Here is a 17,864-nt window from a genome sequence, read left to right on the forward strand (position 1 = left end):
TTTATTGCCGTTCAGGCAGTGGGTGCATCGGGCGCCTCAAACGTCAGCGCACCGTCGCCCTCATCGATCGCCAGCGTGCTGCCATCGGGCAACCGGCCTTCGAGCAGCATTTCTGCCAGCGGGTCCTGCAGATAACGCTGCACCGCGCGCTTCAGCGGCCGCGCGCCATAGACCGGATCGTACCCCACCCGGCCCAACCAGCGCAGCGCGGGCTCGGTCAGGTCGAGCGTAATCTTGCGATCGGCCAACAGCTTCTGCACCCGCTTGACCTGAATCTCGACGATCGGTGCCATGTGTTCCTGCGCCAAGCGGTGGAACAGGATGATCTCGTCCAGCCGATTGAGGAATTCGGGCCGGAAATGCCCGCGCACCACGTCCATCACGTCCTTTTCCACCGTCGCCGGTTCCGCCCCGTCGGGCAGGTTGGCAAGGTACTGGCTGCCGAGGTTGCTGGTCAGGATGATCAGCGTGTTGGCAAAGTCGACCACACGGCCCTGCCCATCGGTCAGTCGCCCATCGTCGAGCACCTGCAACAGCACGTTGAACACATCGCTGTGTGCCTTTTCGACCTCGTCGAACAGCACCACCTGATAGGGGCGGCGGCGCACGGCTTCGGTCAGCACCCCGCCTTCTTCATACCCGACATAGCCCGGAGGCGCGCCGATCAGGCGGGCAACAGCGTGCTTCTCCATGAACTCGCTCATGTCGATGCGCACCATCGCGCTGTCATCATCGAACAGGAACCCGGCCAGCGCCTTGGTCAGCTCGGTCTTGCCGACACCCGTAGGGCCGAGGAACAGGAAGCTGCCAAGCGGGCGGCCAGGGTCTTGCAAACCCGCACGCGCGCGGCGCACGGCTTTGGATACCGCGGCGATCGCCTGTGTCTGCCCGATCACCCGCTTGCCGAGGATGCTTTCCATCTGGAGCAATTTTTCCCGCTCGCCTGCCATCATCTTGTCGACAGGCACGCCCGTCCAGCGGCTGACGACGCCGGCGATATCTTCTTCGGTCACTTCTTCGCGTAGCATCGCATTGGCGGCTTGCCCCTGGGCTTCGCCGAGCTGTTTTTCAAGCGCCGGGATGCGGCCATATGACAGCTCGCCAGCCTTCGCCAGATCGCCTTCGCGCTGGGCCTGTTCCAGTTCCAGCCGCGCCGCATCAAGCTGTTCCTTGATCTTGCCTTCGGCCTCGATCTTGTCGCGCTCGTTCTGCCAGCGGGTGGTGAGTTCGGCCGACTGCTGTTCAAGGTTCGCCAGTTCCTCGCGCAGCGCCACGAGCCGGTCCTTCGAGTTCTGGTCGGTTTCCTTCTGAAGCGCCTGTTCCTCGATCTTCAGCTGGATGATCCGCCGGTCGAGGCCCTCGATTTCCTCGGGCTTGCTCTCCACCTCCATGCGGATGCGGCTGGCGGCTTCGTCCATCAGGTCGATCGCCTTGTCGGGCAGGAAGCGGTTCTGGATGTAGCGATCGGACAGCTTCGCCGCCGCCACGATCGCACCATCGGTGATCCTCACGCCATGGTGCAGCTCGTACTTGTCCTTGATGCCGCGCAGGATCGAGATCGTGTCTTCCACGGTCGGTTCGGCGATGAACACCGGCTGGAAGCGCCGCTGGAGCGCGGGGTCCTTTTCGACATACTTCTGGTATTCGTCGAGCGTGGTGGCCCCGATGCAGTGCAACTCGCCGCGCGACAGGGCAGGCTTCAGCAGGTTCGATGCATCCATCGAACCTTCGGACGCGCCTGCCCCGATCAGCGTGTGCATCTCGTCGATGAACAGGATGATCTGCCCATCGGCGTGCTTTACCTCGTCGAGCACCGATTTCAGCCGTTCTTCAAACTCCCCGCGATACTTCGCGCCCGCAATCAGTGCGCCCATGTCGAGGCTCATGAGGGTGCGACCCTTCAGGCTGTCGGGCACGTCGCCATTGGCGATGCGCAGTGCAAGGCCTTCGGCAATCGCGGTCTTGCCGGTGCCGGGCTCGCCGATCAGCGCGGGGTTGTTCTTGGTGCGGCGGGCAAGGATCTGGATCGTGCGGCGGATCTCCTCGTCGCGGCCGATCACCGGATCAAGTTTCCCGTCGCGCGCCGCCTGCGTCAGATCGCGGGCGAATTTCTGCATCGCATCATAGGTGTTTTCCGCCCCCGCACTGTCGGCACGCTTGCCGCCGCGCAGCTGTTCAATTGCGGTGTTGAGGCTTTGCGGCGTGATCCCGGCGGCCTTCACAGCCTCTCCAGCGGCGCCGGGCGACAGCGCAAGCGCGGTCAGCATCCGTTCGACCGTGACGTAGCTGTCACCGGCCTTGTCCGCAATCTGTTCGGCCTGGTCGAGCAGACGCACCGCATCATTGTCCAGCCCCGGGGTGGCCTGCGCGCCGCTGCCCGTGACGGAAGGTATCTTCGACAGACCCACATCGATCGCGGTCGCAGCCAGCGGCGCCTGACCGCCCGCACGCTGGATCAGCCCTGCCGCCATGCCTTCGCTGTCTTCAAACAGGGCCTTGGCGATGTGCAGCGGCGTGATGCGCTGGTGGTTCATGCGGATCGCAACGGTCTGCGCGGCTTGCAGGAAGCCCTTGGCCCGGTCGGTGAATTTTTCCAGATTCATGCTTGTCTAACCCCTCCAAAGGTTGCCCGATTCAGATGGTGTTGCACAACGGCAACACAAGTCCCGGACCTGCAAAAAACGCAAACAGGTGTGTTAGCCGACTAGGTGGGTTGCTTTGCTGTCCAAGGCAAGACGTGGGCGAGCCTTGACCTCGCCCTGTCGTCACGCGATGGAGAACATGCGGGAATTGGGAGAGAAATAGGACATGATCTGGGTCAAGCGCGGCGCATTTGCGCTGGTGGTGGTGCTTTTGCTTGCCGTGGCGGCGCTTGCCACGTGGGAACCATTCTTCGCAACCGCCGCCAATCCTCCGCCGCTGCGCACCTATACCGCCGAGATTATCCGTGACGATTTCGGCGTGCCGCATATTTATGGCGCGACTGATGCCGACACCGCTTACGGGGTCGCCATTGCCCATTCGGAAGATGATTTCTTCACGCTGCAAGACGTGGTTGCGATGGCGCGGGGGCGTTACGGCGCAATCGCGGGTGAAGAAGGCGCGAAGATTGATTTTGCCTATCATCTGATTGATGCACGCGGCACGGCGGAGCGCGAATATCCCAAACTCCCCGCTGACACCCGCGCCCTGTTCGAAGCCTATGCCGCAGGGCTCAACCAGTATGCGCAAGGCCATCCGGGCGAAGTGAAGCTGGCCAATCTGTTCCCGGTCAACGGCCTTGATGTCGCTGCCGGTTTCGCGCTGCGCCAACCGTTCTTCTTTGGCCTCGACAGTGTGATCGGGCCGTTGGTGGCAGGCGACGATCTGCGCCGCGAACATGGCCCCGACATTCCCGGCTTCCCACGCGAACCGCTGCCGGTTGCCGCGCCGGGCGATACGGCCGCTGCCCCGCAACAGGCACGCACATTGGTGCTGCCACTGGGTGAAGATGCCGACCATCTGGGCTCCAACGCCTTTGCCGTCGCACCGCAGAAGGGCGGTGGGATCACCACGCTGATCTCGAACTCCCACCAGCCGCTGCGCGGCGGGGTGGCGTGGTATGAACTGGTGGTCGAAAGCGGCCAAGGCTGGCATTTTGCGGGCGCGAACTTCCCTGGATCGCCGTTCCCCTTCCTTGGTCACAATGAACATCTGGGCTGGACCAACACGGTCAACACACCCGACATGATCGATGTGTACCAGCTGGAACTGGACGACACCGGCAACCGCTACAAGCTTGACGGACAATGGCGCGAACTGGAATCGCAATGGGTGACGCTGCCTGTGAAGGTTGGCCCTGTCATCCTGCCGATCCGGCGCGAAGTGCTGCGGTCCGCCCACGGCCCTGTCATCAAGAACGCGAAAGGCGCCTTTGCCATTCGCTATGGCGGGATCGGCGAACTGCAGCAGCTTGATGCCTATTACCGCATCAACAAGGCGACCAGCTTTGCGGAATGGGAGGCACAATTGTCGCGCCTTGCCATTCCCAGCACCAACTTCATCTATGCCGACAAGGCGGGCACCATCGCCTATGTCTACAACGCCGCCATTCCCAAGCGGCCCGAAGGCGTGACAGCGAACTGGCGCGGCATCCTGCCGGGCAATCGCAGCGATCTGATCTGGCGAGGTTCGGTGGACTACGAAACCCTGCCGCGGATCGTGAACCCGGCGAGCGGTTGGCTTTACAATTCCAACAACACCCCCTTCACCGCCGCCGGCGCGGGGAGCGATCTTGCGCCCGAGGCGTTCTCGCCCCTGATGGGGATAGAACTGAAGCAAACCAACCGGTCGTGGCGCGCCTACACGCTCTTGTCGCAAGCCAGCGTGCTCGACCGGGCAACGCTGGAGCGGATCAAGTACGACACCGCCTACGAACGGCGCGGCTATATCGACCGGATGTTCAGCGGGCTTGAAGCGTTGAAGGCCCAAGGCGCGCTGGCCGAAGCGCGCAACCTGGCGCTGTCATGGGACTTCACGGCCGATAATGACGGCAGGGCCGATGCCATCGCGCTGTTGCTGATCCGCGATTTCATGGGGGCCGATTACAACAACAAGCCCTTCCCTGACGTGGCCGAAAAGCTGCAAGCTGCCGCCGATCATCTCACTACCCATTTCGGCCGCCTCGATCCCCCGATGTCCGATCTGTTGCGGCTGCGGCAGGGCGATATCGACCTGCCGCTTGATGGCGGTTCCGACACGCTGCGCGCTTCGACGACCTGGGGCGTGGCAGACGATGGCCGCCTCAGCATCAAGCATGGCGACAGCTTCATCATGTGGATCGAATGGGCGCCGGGACAAAAGGTCAGCTCGCGATCGATCCAGCCGTTTGGTGCGGCCACAACCCGGCCCGCCAGTCCGCATTACACCGATCAGATGCGGCTGTTCATCGATCATAAGCTGAAGCCGGTGCATTTCTGGCGCGAAGATGTTCTGGCGAAAGCCAGCAATCGGCGAACCGTCACCACCATGCCCTGAACTGCGCGCCGACCGGCGTATTCTTGTTGCCCGTCTCAATTACCGGAGCCTTCGTCCATGACCTACCGCTTTGCTGCTGCCAGTCTTTCTGCGCTTTCGCTCGCTCTTGCCGCGTCCTTCACACCTGCGCTTGCGCAAAGCGGAGCCCCGGCGACTGCCGCCGCGCCGCAGCCGACAGCCGATCTTCCCGCGCTGGTCGATCAGGTGCAGATCCCTTACGAACGGTTCCAGCTTGAAAACGGCCTGACCGTGATCGTTCATCAGGATCGCAAGGCCCCGATCGTGGGCGTGGCCGTGTGGTACAATGTCGGGTCCAAGGACGAACCCGAAGGCCAGACTGGCTTTGCCCACCTGTTTGAACACCTGATGTTCAACGGATCGGAAAACGCGCCTGACGATTACTTCCAGTATCTCGCTGAAATGGGGGCGACCGATTACAACGGCACCACCGATTTTGATCGCACCAACTATTTCCAGACCGTCCCGCGCCCGGCGCTGGAACGCGCGCTGTGGCTGGAAAGCGACCGCATGGGTTACCTGCTGGGTGCGGTGACGCAGCAGAAGCTCGATAACCAGCGCGGCGTGGTGCAGAACGAAAAGCGTCAGGGTGACAACGAACCGGGCGGTCTTGTCTTCTACGAAATCCTGAACGCGCTGTTCCCCGAAGGCCACCCTTATCGCCACAACGTTATCGGATCGATGGCCGATCTGGATGCGGCCTCGATGGAAACGGTCAGGGGTTGGTTCCGCGACAAGTATGGCCCCAACAATGCAACGCTGGTGATGGCCGGCGACATCTCGCCCGAAGAAGCCCGGCCTCTGGTCGAAAAGTATTTCGGCCAGATCGCACGTGGACCCGTAAACACGCCCGCCGCCGCCGCCGTTCCGATGCTTTCTGAAAACAAGCGGATGGTGATGAAGGATCAGGTCGCCGCCACCACGCTCAGCAAGTTCTGGCCCGTCCCCGGCATGACCGATGCCGATCTGACCGCGCTGGCGGTGGGCGGTAACATTCTGGGCGGGCTCGCATCCAGCCGTCTTGATGAAGCCCTGGTGCGTGACGAACAGCTGGCAGTCAGCGTTTCGGCCGGCAATTACGATTTCCAGCGTGTCGGCGTGTTCGCGGTTGAGATGACGCTGAAGCCCGGTGTGGACCTTGCGGCTGCCGAAGCGCGGCTTGATGCGCTGCTTCAGCAGTTCATCAGCGAAGGGCCCACCGACGACGAAGTACGCCGCGCGGCGACCAGCTCGCTTGCCGGGACAATCCGCGGGCTTGAACAGGTTGGCGGGTTCGGCGGCAAGGCGGTAACGCTTGCACAAGGCGAGGTGCTGGCGGGTGATGCGGCGTTCTATGCCAAGCAGTTCGATACCCTCGCCAGCATCACACCGACCGACGTGACAGCCGCGATGCAGCGTTGGGTCAGCAAGCCCGCTTTCACGTTGGTTCTGGAACCGGGCGCACGCGATGCGGCGTATGAAGAAGCCGCATCGGTGGGCGCAGATGCCAACGCTTCGGAACGGGACCGCGCAGCCGAAGCGTTGACCGTCACGAAGGAGCGTCCCAAGCCCGCGATCGGCAGCGAAGCCACGCTGGACTTCCCGTCAATCGAACGTGCGACGCTCAGCAACGGCATGACGGTCAACTATGCCCGCCGCACCGCTGTGCCCGCGACCTATGTGGCGATGAGCTTCAACGCCGGCACAGTCGCCGATCCGGATGGCAAGAGCGGTGTCGAAACCCTAGCGCTTGGCCTTTTCGACGAAGGCACGGCCAAGCTGTCATCGCAGCAAATCGCCGAGGCGAGCGAGCGCTTGGGCGCCAACATTGCAGTCGGCGGCGGTAATGATCGGTCCACCTTCACGCTATCGGCGCTGACAGCCAATCTTGCCCCCAGCCTCGACCTGATGCGCCAGATCGTGCGTGAGCCCGCCTTCAACCCTGACGATCTGGAACGGGTGCGCACGCAGACTATCACCGGTATTCGTCAGGCGATGAAGTCGCCCCAGGGCATCGCCCAACGCACGATCACGCCCGAACTGTTCGGCGAAGACAGCCCCTATGGCGGTGTCAGCACGGTTGAAAGCGTCAGCGCCATCACGCGTGACGATCTGGTCGCCTTCAAGGATGCCTGGATCCGCCCGGACAATGGCGAAGTCTTCGTCATCTCCGACAAGCCGCTGGATGAGATCGTGACCGCGCTGAACACGGCTTTCGGAGATTGGACCGCTCCAGCTACCGCAAAGGGTGTGAAGCAGTTCACCGCTGCCCCGCAAGCCGAAGGCAATCGCATCATTCTGGTCAACCGGCCCAATTCCCCGCAGAGCTTCATCTACGGTGCGCAGGTCACGCCGCTGGATGCCGGCGATCCGGCCTTTGTCGCCTTCAACAGCGCGAACAACTCTCTCGGCGGCAACTTCCTTGCCCGGCTCAACATGAACCTGCGCGAGACCAAGGGTTGGAGCTATGGCGTGCGCGGCGGCACGCAGGCGCGTGAGAATGCGGTGATCTACGGCATCTCCGGCGGCGTTCAGGCAGATCGCACCGGAGAATCGCTGGCCGAGATGATCCGCGAAACCGATGAATTCCTGACCAGCAAGGGCGTAACCACACCAGAACTGGAGCGCAGCATCGCGTCGCAGGTCGGGGCGCTTCCGGGACAGTTTGAAACCTCGCCTGCGGTGCTGGGAGCCATGCAGAGCAACGCCCTGTTTGGTCGGCCCGATATTTATCAGGAAACGCTTGCCAGCATTTACCGGGCTCAGACCACCGCCAGCCTTGATGCCGCTGCCCGCGCGGCGATCGATACGGACAAGTTCGTGTGGGTTGTGGTAGGCGATGCCAGCAAGGTGCGCAGCCAGCTTGAACCGCTTGGTCTGCCGATCGAGCAACGTGAGATGGAAGGCGGAGAGTAACCGTCAAACGGCGCGCTTCAGCGGAAATCCGGTTGAAGCGCGCTGACATGAGTGTAAATAGCGAGCCATAGTGCCGGGTCATCCAAGGTCCGCACCGATGCCAAGGAGTTGGAATATGTCTGTTGCAGGTACGTACAAGACCATCGTCAAGAGCCCGATGGGCGATCAGACCGGCACCCTCACCGTTGTTCCCAACGGCGACAGCTTCACCGGCTCGATGGTCGGCAGCCTGGGTTCGATGGACATCAATGGTGGCACCGTCGAAGGCAACACCATCAAGTGGAAGATGAACATGGTCGTCCCCATGCCGATGTCGCTCGATTGCGAAGCGACCATCGATGGCGACAACCTGACCGGATCGGTCAACGCCGGCGCATTCGGCGCGATGCCGCTTTCGGGCACGCGCGAAGCCTGATTGCTTCGGCCTGATCTTGCAAAAACGCCGCCGGAGTTTGCGCTCCGGCGGCTTTTTTGTGTCCGGGGCGGGTCAGACGCTGTGCCGCCCCTCGATCAGCCGTTCGACCAGCGATGGATCGGCCAGCGTCGAGGTATCGCCGAGCGACCCGTAATCGTTTTCGGCAATCTTGCGCAGGATGCGGCGCATGATCTTGCCCGAACGCGTCTTGGGCAGCCCGTCTGTGAAGTGGATCACATCGGGCGTGGCCACGGGTCCGATTTCCTTACGCACCTGCGCCTTCAACTCGGCGAGCAGCGCGTCGCTGCCATCCTCGCCCGCGTTCAGCGTGACGTAGCAATAGATGCCCTGCCCCTTGATATCATGCGGGAACCCGACCACCGCGGCCTCTGCCACTTTCGGGTGGAGCACCAGCGCGCTTTCGACTTCGGCGGTGCCCATGCGGTGGCCCGAAACATTGATGACATCATCGACGCGGCCCGTGATCCAGTAATACCCGTCATCATCGCGCTTGCACCCGTCACCGGTAAAGTATTTGCCCTTGTAGGTGCTGAAATAGGTCTGCCCGAAGCGTTCGTGATCGCCATAGATGGTGCGCGCCTGACCCGGCCATGAGTGGGTGATGCACAAGTTGCCTTCGGCCGCCCCTTCCAGAACCGCGCCGTCCTGATCGACCAGCTGCGGGCGAATGCCGAAGAAGGGGAGGCCCGCGCTGCCCGGTTTCATGTCATGCGCGCCGGGTAGCGTCGTTATCATGCAGCCGCCCGTTTCGGTCTGCCACCAGGTGTCGATGATCGGGCAGCGGCCTTCCCCCACGGTATCGAAATACCAGCGCCAGGCTTCGGGGTTGATCGGCTCGCCCACACTGCCCAGCAGACGCAGCGAGGCGCGGCTGCGGCTCGTTACATGATGGTCGCCCTCACGCATCAGTGCGCGGATCGCCGTGGGCGCGGTGTACAGAATGTTGACCTTGTGCTTGTCCACCACATCCCAGAACCGTCCGTGGTCGGGATAGTTGGGCACGCCTTCAAACACTACCGCGGTCGCCGCGTTGAACAGCGGGCCGTAGACGACGTAGCTGTGCCCCGTGACCCAGCCGATATCGGCGGTGCACCAGAACACTTCGCCTTGTTTGTAATCGAAGATGGTGTGGAACGTCGTCGCCGTCCACACGCCGTAGCCGCCAGTGGTGTGGAGCACGCCTTTGGGCTTGCCGGTCGAACCACTGGTGTAAAGGATGAACAGCGGATCTTCGGCATTCATGACTGCGCAGGGGCAATCATCATCGCTGGCAAGATCGGAAGCCCAATGATCGCGGCCTGGCTGCATCGTGATCGTGCCGCCGGTGTGGCGAACAACCAGCACACCCGCAACGTCCAGCGCATGATCTGCAAGACCCAGCGCCGCATCGACATTGGCTTTCAGCGCAATCGCCTTGCCGCCGCGCAAACCTTCGTCTGCGGTGATGACAAAGCGGCTGCCGCAATCTGCGATGCGGCCCGCCAGCGCTTCGGGCGAAAAGCCGCCGAAAACGACAGAATGCACCGCGCCCAGCCGTGCGCAGGCGAGCATTGCCACCACCCCTTCAAGGATCATCGGCATGTAGATCGTCACCCGGTCGCCCCGCGCCACGCCGAGCGTCTTCAGCGCGTTGGCCATACGGATGACTTCGCTGTGCAGTTCGCCATAGGTCAGGCTGCGCGCCGGGCTGGCGGGATCATCCGCTTCGAATATCAACGCGGTGCGGTCAGCGTGTTCAGGCAGGTGACGGTCAACCGCGTTGTGACACAGGTTCAGCGTCCCGTCTGCGAACCACGCCACCCCAACCGGATCGAAAGACCAGTCCCCCCCGATGCTGGGCTCCTTCACCCAATCGAGCCGCTGCGCCTGTTCCAGCCAGAATGCATCGGGGTTTTCAACTGAACGCCGGTACAGCGTGTCGTATTGTTCCGGCGTGCAATGGGTCTGGCCGTGGGGCTTGGGCCTCTCGACAGCGTGGATCATCTCAACTCTCCCTAATCTGACCCCGTTTTGAAGCCAAGCTACACCCCCGGTGCGGCATGACAATGGGGTGAGACGCGTTTCGGAGGGCATGAGGCTGGAAAAGAAGATCGGCAGCGACGTCTCGATCGGTATCGAATACCTCTACACCGGATACGACGAAGCCGGCACGCTGATCCGCGTGGGACATAACACCGCCCTTTCTGCCAGACCGCTTGTTCTTGCCGGCGGGGTCGATTTCAGTCGCGCGAACGACGATTTTAATCTGCAGACCGTCAAGGCCGTGATTGCCTATCGTTACTGATGCCACGATCATCGCACAGGGGCGGCTTGCGGAGGCCCCCGTGCGGTATGGGATCAGTTCGCGGTTGCGAGCATCACCTTGGCAGACGCGCCCGACACTGCGCCCGGTGCGACCGGCAAATCTGCCGGGCGGACAGCGGCGGGATAAGCGCGGGCAAGCACGCCCAGCGCTTCGGTGATGCGTGTGTGGGCCGCCGGGTTCTGCGCCTTGATCGCCGCGCCTGATGCAGCAAAGGAAGACGCAGCTACCTTCGCAAAGCCATAGCCATCAAGGTAAGGTTCGTACGCGTCGTTCGTGGGCAAGAGGCGGTACATCGCGCTGGCGCGTTCGATCTGATCAGCGATCACACCGGCAGCAATCGTGGCCGCGGTGGCATCGGACCGAGGCGCTTTGCTGGCCGCTGCGCGCAAGGCAGCGATGATGGCATCGTAAGCCTTGTTCACTTCGGCAGCGGGCTTGCGCGCCAGCGCCGCATCGGATGCGGCGGTGAACAGCGGGCTCATATCGGCCACGCCCAGCTTGGTGAAGGTGGGTTCCATATCCAGCAGCACTTCGCTGACCGGGTGCGCGAACATGTCGGCAGCGGCATCGGTGTTTCCGGCAGCGTAGGCATCGCGCGCGGCAACCACATGCGCTTCGGCAACCGCCAGCGCGGTGCCATAGGCAATCGGATCGGTCGCGGCATCGGCAACCGCGACGCCGCCTTCGCCTTCGCCGCCAGCGGCTGCGCCGCCTTCACCTTCGCCGCCGGCGGATTCGCCGCCTTCGCCTTCGCCTGCAGTAGCGGCGGTGCCGGACGCGCCGGCTTCGCCCTGCGCGGCGTTCTCACCCGCTTCGCCGCCGCACGCTGCCAGCAAACCACCGGCAAGCACCGTGCCAAGGCCAAGCTGTGTCCAGAGTTTGAAGGTGGTGTTCATGATCGGGCAATCCTTGCGGGGAAATAGGTAGATGTGAGGGTCAGCCTCATGGCCGACATGATAATGGTTCGCAAGAGCTGTTTTGCAGGGTCAGCTCGCAACGTCGCTGACCGAACGTGTTCAGCTGTTGGTCGATGCACGCGATTGGGTCTTTTCAGAAGGATGCGATGTGGCCTAACACCAGCGCCTTGCCTTCCGGGGCAATACCATCTTCCGCCGCAGAGCGATCATCCGCGCGGCACAACACCGAGGAAACGCAAGTCATGAAGAACTTCCTGCTGGCCGGCGCCAGCATCGCGATGCTTTCGGCTACTGCTGTCGTCCAGGCCGATGAAGGCATGTGGCTGCCCAGCCAGACTGCGGCGATTGCCGATGACATGAAAGCCGCCGGGTTGGAGCTCGATGCCGAAACGCTGGGCGATCTGCAGCGCCCGCCGTTGACCGCGATTGCATCGCTGGGCGGCTGTTCGGCAGCCTTCCTTTCGCCGCAGGGTCTGGTCGCAACCAACCACCACTGCGTTGCCGGGTCGCTGCAGTACAATTCGTCGCCCGAAAACGATTATCTCACCAACGGTTTTTTGGCCAAGACGCTGGGTGATGAAATCCCCGCAGCGCCCGGCAGCCGGGTCTATGTGATCGAAGATCTGCGCGATGTGTCGGCTGCGATGACGAAGGGCGCCGAAAAGCTGGAAGGCCGCGCCCGGTATGACCGCTTGCAGGCCAACCGCACCGCACTGATCGAAGCGTGCGAAAAGCAGGCCAATCGCCGCTGCGATGTGCGTGCCTATTTCGGCGGGCAGCAATACTGGTTGCAACAGCAGCTTGAAATCAAGGACGTGCGCCTCGCCTATGCCCCAGCCGCTGGTGTCGGCAATTTCGGCGGGGAAAAGGACAACTGGATGTGGCCCCGCCATACCGGCGATTTTTCCTTCTACCGCGCTTACGTGGCGCCCGATGGTTCGTCGGCAGACTTTTCGAAGGACAATGTCCCCTTCAAGCCCAAGGCCTGGTTGCCGATCGCCAAGCAGGGCGTGAAGGAGGGCGATTTCATCATGGTCGCCGGATTCCCGGGCACCACCGAACGCCTGCGTCTGGCCGAAGAAGCCCGGTTCTATTTCGAAGAACTCTATCCCTATCAGCAGAACATGCTGGCTGAATATGGCGACATGATCGATGCGCTGACCGCAGGCAATCAGGCCGCGACCATCGCCTATGCCGCAACGCTGCAGGGCGTTGAAAATTACGAAAAGAAGATCGCCGGGCAGCTGGCAGGGGCCGACGCCATCTCGCTGGTGGAAAAGAAGCAGGCTGACGAAGCGGCGTTCCGCGCATGGGTGGCCGCCGATCGCAAGCGTCAGGCCCAATACGGCGCAGCACTCGTCGAACTGGATGCCCTGATCGCGACCAGCAACGCGCAAGCTTTGGCTGATGCCAAGCGCGGGATGCTGGGGCGCAGCCAGCTTTATGGCGCCGCACGCAGCCTTTTGCGCTGGGCCAACGAACAGGCCAAGCCCGACGCGCAGCGCGAACCCGGCTATCAGGACCGCGACCGTGCGTTCATGACGCAGGCCATGCAGCGGATCGAACGCCGCTATGTCGCGGACATCGATCAGGCCTTGTGGGAAGATGGCATCGCCGAATACCGCACCTTGCCCGCCGATCAGCGCATCGCCAGCTTCGATGCCTTCATGGACGGCCGCGATCTGGCCGGCTTCTATGCCGCCACTGAACTCGGCAACACCGCCAAGCGCATGGAATGGATGGGCAAATCAGTCGCCGATTTCCGCGCATCGAACGATCCTTTCATCCAGCTGGCCGTGGCCACCTATGATGAAGCCATGACTGATGAAGCGGAGGACAAGGCCCGTTCCGGTGATGTCCAGAAGGCCCGTTCCAAGGTCATGCAGGCGCGTCTCGCCTATGCCGCATCAATGGGCAAGACCATGTATCCCGATGCCAACGGGTCGCTGCGGTTCACCTATGGCAAGGTCACCGGCAAGGCGGTTGACGGGCAGGTCTGGACACCTTTCACCACCGCTGAAGGCATCGTTGCCAAGCATACCGGCCGCGGCGAATTTGATGCGCCTGACAAGATGATCGAATTGATCAAGGCGAAGGATTATGGCCAGTACGTTGCGCCCGAACTGGGCACCCTTCCGGTCGATTACCTGTCCACGGTGGATATCACCAACGGCAATTCGGGTTCATCGACGCTGAATTCGCGAGGCGAATTCGTGGGTCTGGCCTTCGATGGCACGATCGAAGGCGTGGTGTCCGACTGGATGTATGATCCCGCAATCAATCGCACGATCCACGTCGATAGCCGGTTCATGCTGTGGACAATGGAAAAGGTGGACGGCGCCGACCGTCTGCTCGCCGAAATGGGTGCTACCGGCAAGTAAGGCTTTGGCCGGATAAATCTGAATAAGTATGCGGCGCGTGGGATTTCCGCGCGCCGCCTGCTATTGCCTCCCCGGCAGGCGCAGTTGCATGGGGAGAATATGATGCAAGACGTGGTCGTGGTCGATATCGGCGGCACCCATGCCCGGTTCGCGATTGCCCATATCGCGGATGATGGGTCGATTGCGCTGGGCGAACCGGCAACGCTGCATACGGCGGATCACGCCAGCTTCCAGACCGCCTGGCAGCACTTTCGCGAAATGAACGGGGGCAGTCTGCCCGGGTCGGTCAGCATGGCGATTGCAGGGCCCGTGGGCAGCCGCGGCAACCTGAACCCGGTGATCCGTTTCACCAACAACCCCTGGATCATCCGCCCGGCGCTGATCCCGGAAAAGCTGGGGGTGGAACGCTATACGCTCGTCAATGATTTTGCGGCAGTCGCGCATGCTGTTGCACGCGCCGACGACAGCCAGTTCCTGCATCTGGCTGGCCCCGATCAGCCGCTTGGCACCGAAGGCACGATCAGCGTGCTGGGCCCCGGCACCGGGCTGGGTGTTGCGCATCTGTGGCGATCGGGCGCGCAATACCGCGTGCAGGCGACCGAAGGCGGGCATATCGACTTTGCCCCGCTCGACAGTATCGAAGACGCTATCCTTGCCCGGCTGCGCAGTCGCCACAATCGCGTATCGGTGGAACGCGTGGTGGCTGGCCCTGCGATCGTCGATATCTACTTGGCGCTGGCCGCGATGGAACAGCGCAGCGTTTCGGAACGCGATGCCATCACGATCTGGAACCTGGGCACCAGCGGCGAAGACCCGCTCGCCGCCGCGGCGGTGGACCGGTTCTGCCTGTCGCTGGGTTCGGTCGCGGGCGATCTGGCGCTGGCGCAGGGCGGATTTGCGGGCGTCGTGATCGCGGGCGGGCTGGGCTACCGTATCCGCGACACCTTGCTGTCATCCGGGTTCGGGTCGCGATTCAAGGCCAAGGGGCGGTTTGAAAGCCTGATGGCGGGCATCCCGGTCAAACTGATCGTACACCCCCAACCCGGCCTGTTCGGCGCGGCGGCGGCGTTTGCGGCAGAACATGGAGGCTCGGCATGAAAACCATAGCAGCGCTGGAAACGCGGTTGGGTGAACTGCACCAGAAAACGCGCGAAACACCGCTGTTCAATCCGGTGTTCCAGCTATCGCTCGACCTGTCGCGGGCGCTGGAAGCGGGCGAACTTGCGCTGGATGATGTGGCAGCATTGGTGGACGAACTGGAATGCGACGGTTTGCATTCGCGCGCGAGAAGGTTGCGCCAACTGCTCGCCCCGCCTTTGGAAGCGGCGTCGCTGGCTGACGATACTGACGATTTCGGCACGTTCTGCGCCCGCTGGGAAAATCCACAACTTCACGCGGTGTTTACCGCGCACCCCACTTTTCTGCTGACCGATCAACAGACCAAAGCTGTCGCGCAGGCCGCTTCCTTGCCGGACAGCGCCGATGATGCAGTGGGTGAGGCATCGCCGGAACGCACGCCTGTCACGCTGAAGCACGAACACCGGGCGGCGATGGCGGCAATGGCGCGGGCGCAGGATGCGCGCGACGTGATCGTGGCCCGCCTGCTGACCGAAGCGCGGACCCGCTGGCCCGAACAATGGCGCAGCCTGCGCCCGCTGCCCTTCCGCTTTGCGAGCTGGGTGGGTTACGACATGGACGGGCGCACCGATATCGGGTGGCACACCTCGATCGGCTTCCGGCTGGCGGAAAAGGCCGAACGGCTGGCGCGCTACACCGCCGCCCTTGCAGAGCTTGATCCTGCGCACCGGCTGCTTGACCAACTGCGCCAGGCATCCGCCTTTGCACAAGCGCGTGCCGATGATTTTGCCGCCGACCTGTCCAGCGCCGATGCGCTGGCCGCCGCCGCCAATCGGCTGACCACGCACAGCCCCGACAATCTGCTGTCGCTCGCACCGCTGATTGCCGCGCTGGAAACCGAAGCGCAGGATGCCGTGCCCGATCGCGCGGTCGGGTTGCTCACGCTGGCCGCCGCGATGCGTGCCGATGGGTTGGGCATGGGCTGGATTCACTTCCGCGTGAACGCCAAGCAGTTGCACAACGCGGTCCGCCGCCGTCTGGGCGAAGGCGAAGCGATCGACCTTGCCAGCAAGGGCGCGATTGCCACGCTGCGCCGCATGGTCGAAGACACCACGCCCCTGCGCACCAATTTCGCCGCGCTCGCCACGGAAAGTTCGACCGCGATCCGCCAGTTCATCGCGATGGCGCAAATCCTCAAGCACATTGATGCCGATGCACCGATCCGGATGCTTGTGGCCGAATGCGAACAGCCCGCGACGGTGCTGGCCGCGCTGTATTTTGCCAAGCTGTTCGGGGTGGAAAGCAAGGTCGATGTTTCGCCCCTGTTTGAAACCGAAGCGGCGCTGGAACATGGCGGCCGGTTTCTTGACGCGCTGCTGGCCGAACCGGCGTACCGCAGTTACGCCCGCCAGCGCGGACGGGTGGCGGTGCAGACCGGTTTTTCCGATGCAGGCCGTTTTGTCGGGCAGATCCCCGCCAGCCTTGCGATCGAACGCCTTCAAGGCCGTTTGGCCGAGGCGATGGCGGCCAATGGCCTGTCGGATATCGCCGCGCTGGTGTTCAACACTCATGGCGAAGGCATGGGCCGCGGCGCGCATCCTGCCAGTTTTCGCGATCGGCTGGAATGGCCCCTCTCGCCATGGGCGCGGCGCCGGTTTACGCGGGCGGGCATCCGGCTTGAACCCGAAGCCAGTTTTCAGGGCGGTGACGGCTATCTGTTCTTTGCCACGCCCGAACTGGCGCTGGCCACGCTCAGCCGGATTGCCGAATTGCGCCCGGCTGAAACCGATCCCGGCGCGCCCGCCGATCCCTTCTACCACCGCACCGACATCAGTCTGGATTTCTACCGTGCGGTGAAGGAACATCAGGGCGATCATCTGGCCAGCCGCACCTATGCCCGCGCGGTCACGGCCTTCGGGCTGGGGCTGTTGAACCCCACCGGCAGCCGCGTGTCGCGCCGCCAGAGCGATATCAACGCCGACCGCGAAATGAGCCTGCGGCAGATCCGCGCCATCCCGCACAACGCGATCCTTCAACAGCTGGGCTACCCCGTCAACGTGATTGCCGGAATCGGCACCGCTGCCGACAGCAATCCCGAAGAAATCGCTGCGCTGCTGAACGACAGCCCGCGGGGTCAGCAGATCCTGCGGCTGGTGCGCCGTGCCAACGCGCTGGCGAGCATCAAGACCGTTGCTGCCTATGGCGAGCTCTTCAATTCGGCCTATTGGGCCAGCCGCACCTATCGCGGGACAGAAGATCATCTGGCCGGTGCCTGCGCCGCGCTGGCCGAATATCTGGTCGGCGACGACCGCACCGGTGTATTTCGCCGGCTGGCATCCCGGCTCAGGATTGATGCGTTGAAGTTTCACCGCCTGATCGATCTCTTGCCCGGCGAAGCGCCCGATGCCGCGCGCGAACATGTGCGCCGGCGGATCGGCGTGTTGCAGGCGCTGCGGCTGGCACTGCTTCAGCACATGTTCCTGAAAGCCGTGGCGGTCCCCGCCTTCAGCCGCGCCAATGACATCAGCCGCGGCGATGTGATCGAAATGGTGATGACCCTGCGCGTGGACGAAGCGCTGGCGCAATTGCGGCGCGCTTTCCCGGTGCGCGTGCCCGGCCCGCGGGACTTCCCGCTTGATGAACCCAGCGATTATCCGGATGGCGGCGAGGAAGGCTACGGCGTGATCGAGCGTGACTTCATGACACCCATCGCAAGAGCACACGATCTCAACCTGCGCATTTCGACCGCCATCGCCAACGAATTCGGCGCGCACGGATAGTTTCCGGTGAGGTTCGGCGGCGCTGACATCATGCCAGCG

10 protein-coding genes are annotated in these 17,864 nt (G+C 63.0%); 7 read left to right on the forward strand and 3 right to left on the reverse strand.

The window, feature by feature from the left end; translation table 11 throughout:
• Positions 1–11: 11 nt before the first annotated feature.
• Positions 12–2,603 carry an ATP-dependent chaperone ClpB gene (gene clpB, locus SJY33_RS08435; protein WP_379922319.1) on the reverse strand — a complete coding sequence of 864 codons (2,592 nt, stop codon included), beginning with the start codon at positions 2,601–2,603 and terminating at the stop codon, positions 12–14.
• A 205-nt stretch (positions 2,604–2,808) separates the two neighbouring features.
• On the opposite strand from clpB, the gene SJY33_RS08440 reads away from it, so the two are divergent.
• The 3 genes from SJY33_RS08440 (at position 2,809) to SJY33_RS08450 (ending at position 8,344) form a co-directional block, all read left to right on the forward strand.
• Complete coding sequence (locus SJY33_RS08440; protein ID WP_379922320.1) at positions 2,809–5,016, forward strand: acylase; 2,208 nt, start codon at positions 2,809–2,811, stop codon at positions 5,014–5,016.
• 57 nt (positions 5,017–5,073) lie between these two features.
• Positions 5,074–7,929, forward strand: coding sequence for a M16 family metallopeptidase (locus SJY33_RS08445; RefSeq protein WP_379922321.1), 2,856 nt, complete (start codon positions 5,074–5,076; stop codon positions 7,927–7,929).
• 115 nt (positions 7,930–8,044) lie between these two features.
• Positions 8,045–8,344, forward strand: coding sequence for a hypothetical protein (locus SJY33_RS08450; RefSeq protein WP_379922322.1), 300 nt, complete (start codon positions 8,045–8,047; stop codon positions 8,342–8,344).
• Between the two features lie 72 nt (positions 8,345–8,416).
• Here SJY33_RS08450 and acs read toward each other — a convergent pair whose 3' ends face one another.
• Complete coding sequence (gene acs / locus SJY33_RS08455; RefSeq protein ID WP_379922323.1) at positions 8,417–10,348, reverse strand: acetate--CoA ligase; 1,932 nt, start codon at positions 10,346–10,348, stop codon at positions 8,417–8,419.
• Positions 10,349–10,415: 67 nt separating this feature from the next.
• Between acs and SJY33_RS08460 the strand changes: the two genes are divergently transcribed.
• Positions 10,416–10,649: a hypothetical protein gene (locus SJY33_RS08460; RefSeq protein ID WP_379922324.1), complete on the forward strand. Its 234-nt coding sequence runs from the start codon at positions 10,416–10,418 to the stop codon at positions 10,647–10,649.
• Positions 10,650–10,702: 53 nt separating this feature from the next.
• On the opposite strand, the gene SJY33_RS08465 is transcribed toward SJY33_RS08460, so the two are convergent.
• Positions 10,703–11,566 carry a hypothetical protein gene (locus SJY33_RS08465; protein ID WP_379922325.1) on the reverse strand — a complete coding sequence of 288 codons (864 nt, stop codon included), beginning with the start codon at positions 11,564–11,566 and terminating at the stop codon, positions 10,703–10,705.
• 263 nt (positions 11,567–11,829) lie between these two features.
• On the opposite strand from SJY33_RS08465, the gene SJY33_RS08470 reads away from it, so the two are divergent.
• From SJY33_RS08470 to SJY33_RS08480, 3 genes are all read left to right on the forward strand, one after another.
• On the forward strand, positions 11,830–13,968 hold the full coding sequence (locus SJY33_RS08470) for a S46 family peptidase (protein ID WP_379922326.1): 2,139 nt from the start codon (positions 11,830–11,832) through the stop codon (positions 13,966–13,968).
• 102 nt (positions 13,969–14,070) lie between these two features.
• Positions 14,071–15,066, forward strand: a complete 996-nt coding sequence (locus tag SJY33_RS08475; protein ID WP_379923554.1) for a glucokinase — start codon at positions 14,071–14,073, stop codon at positions 15,064–15,066.
• On the forward strand, positions 15,063–17,825 hold the full coding sequence (locus SJY33_RS08480; protein WP_379922327.1) for a phosphoenolpyruvate carboxylase: 2,763 nt from the start codon (positions 15,063–15,065) through the stop codon (positions 17,823–17,825). Before SJY33_RS08475 ends, SJY33_RS08480 begins: the two co-directional genes overlap by 4 nt.
• Positions 17,826–17,864: the final 39 nt, after the last annotated feature.

It is taken from the genome of Erythrobacter sp. R86502 (genome assembly GCF_042466465.1).
Lineage (GTDB): Bacteria > Pseudomonadota > Alphaproteobacteria > Sphingomonadales > Sphingomonadaceae > Erythrobacter.

Bases quoted from the DNA above. Each gene is read 5' to 3' on its own strand.
- SJY33_RS08465 (WP_379922325.1), bottom strand. From the start codon at position 11,566: ATGAACACCACCTTCAAACTCTGGACACAGCTTGGCCTTGGCACGGTG.
- SJY33_RS08470 (WP_379922326.1), top strand. From the start codon at position 11,830: ATGAAGAACTTCCTGCTGGCCGGCGCCAGCATCGCGATGCTTTCGGCT.
- SJY33_RS08475 (WP_379923554.1), top strand. From the start codon at position 14,071: ATGCAAGACGTGGTCGTGGTCGATATCGGCGGCACCCATGCCCGGTTC.
- SJY33_RS08445 (WP_379922321.1), top strand. From the start codon at position 5,074: ATGACCTACCGCTTTGCTGCTGCCAGTCTTTCTGCGCTTTCGCTCGCT.
- SJY33_RS08450 (WP_379922322.1), top strand. From the start codon at position 8,045: ATGTCTGTTGCAGGTACGTACAAGACCATCGTCAAGAGCCCGATGGGC.
- clpB (WP_379922319.1), bottom strand. From the start codon at position 2,603: ATGAATCTGGAAAAATTCACCGACCGGGCCAAGGGCTTCCTGCAAGCC.
- acs (WP_379922323.1), bottom strand. From the start codon at position 10,348: ATGATCCACGCTGTCGAGAGGCCCAAGCCCCACGGCCAGACCCATTGC.
- SJY33_RS08440 (WP_379922320.1), top strand. From the start codon at position 2,809: ATGATCTGGGTCAAGCGCGGCGCATTTGCGCTGGTGGTGGTGCTTTTG.
- SJY33_RS08480 (WP_379922327.1), top strand. From the start codon at position 15,063: ATGAAAACCATAGCAGCGCTGGAAACGCGGTTGGGTGAACTGCACCAG.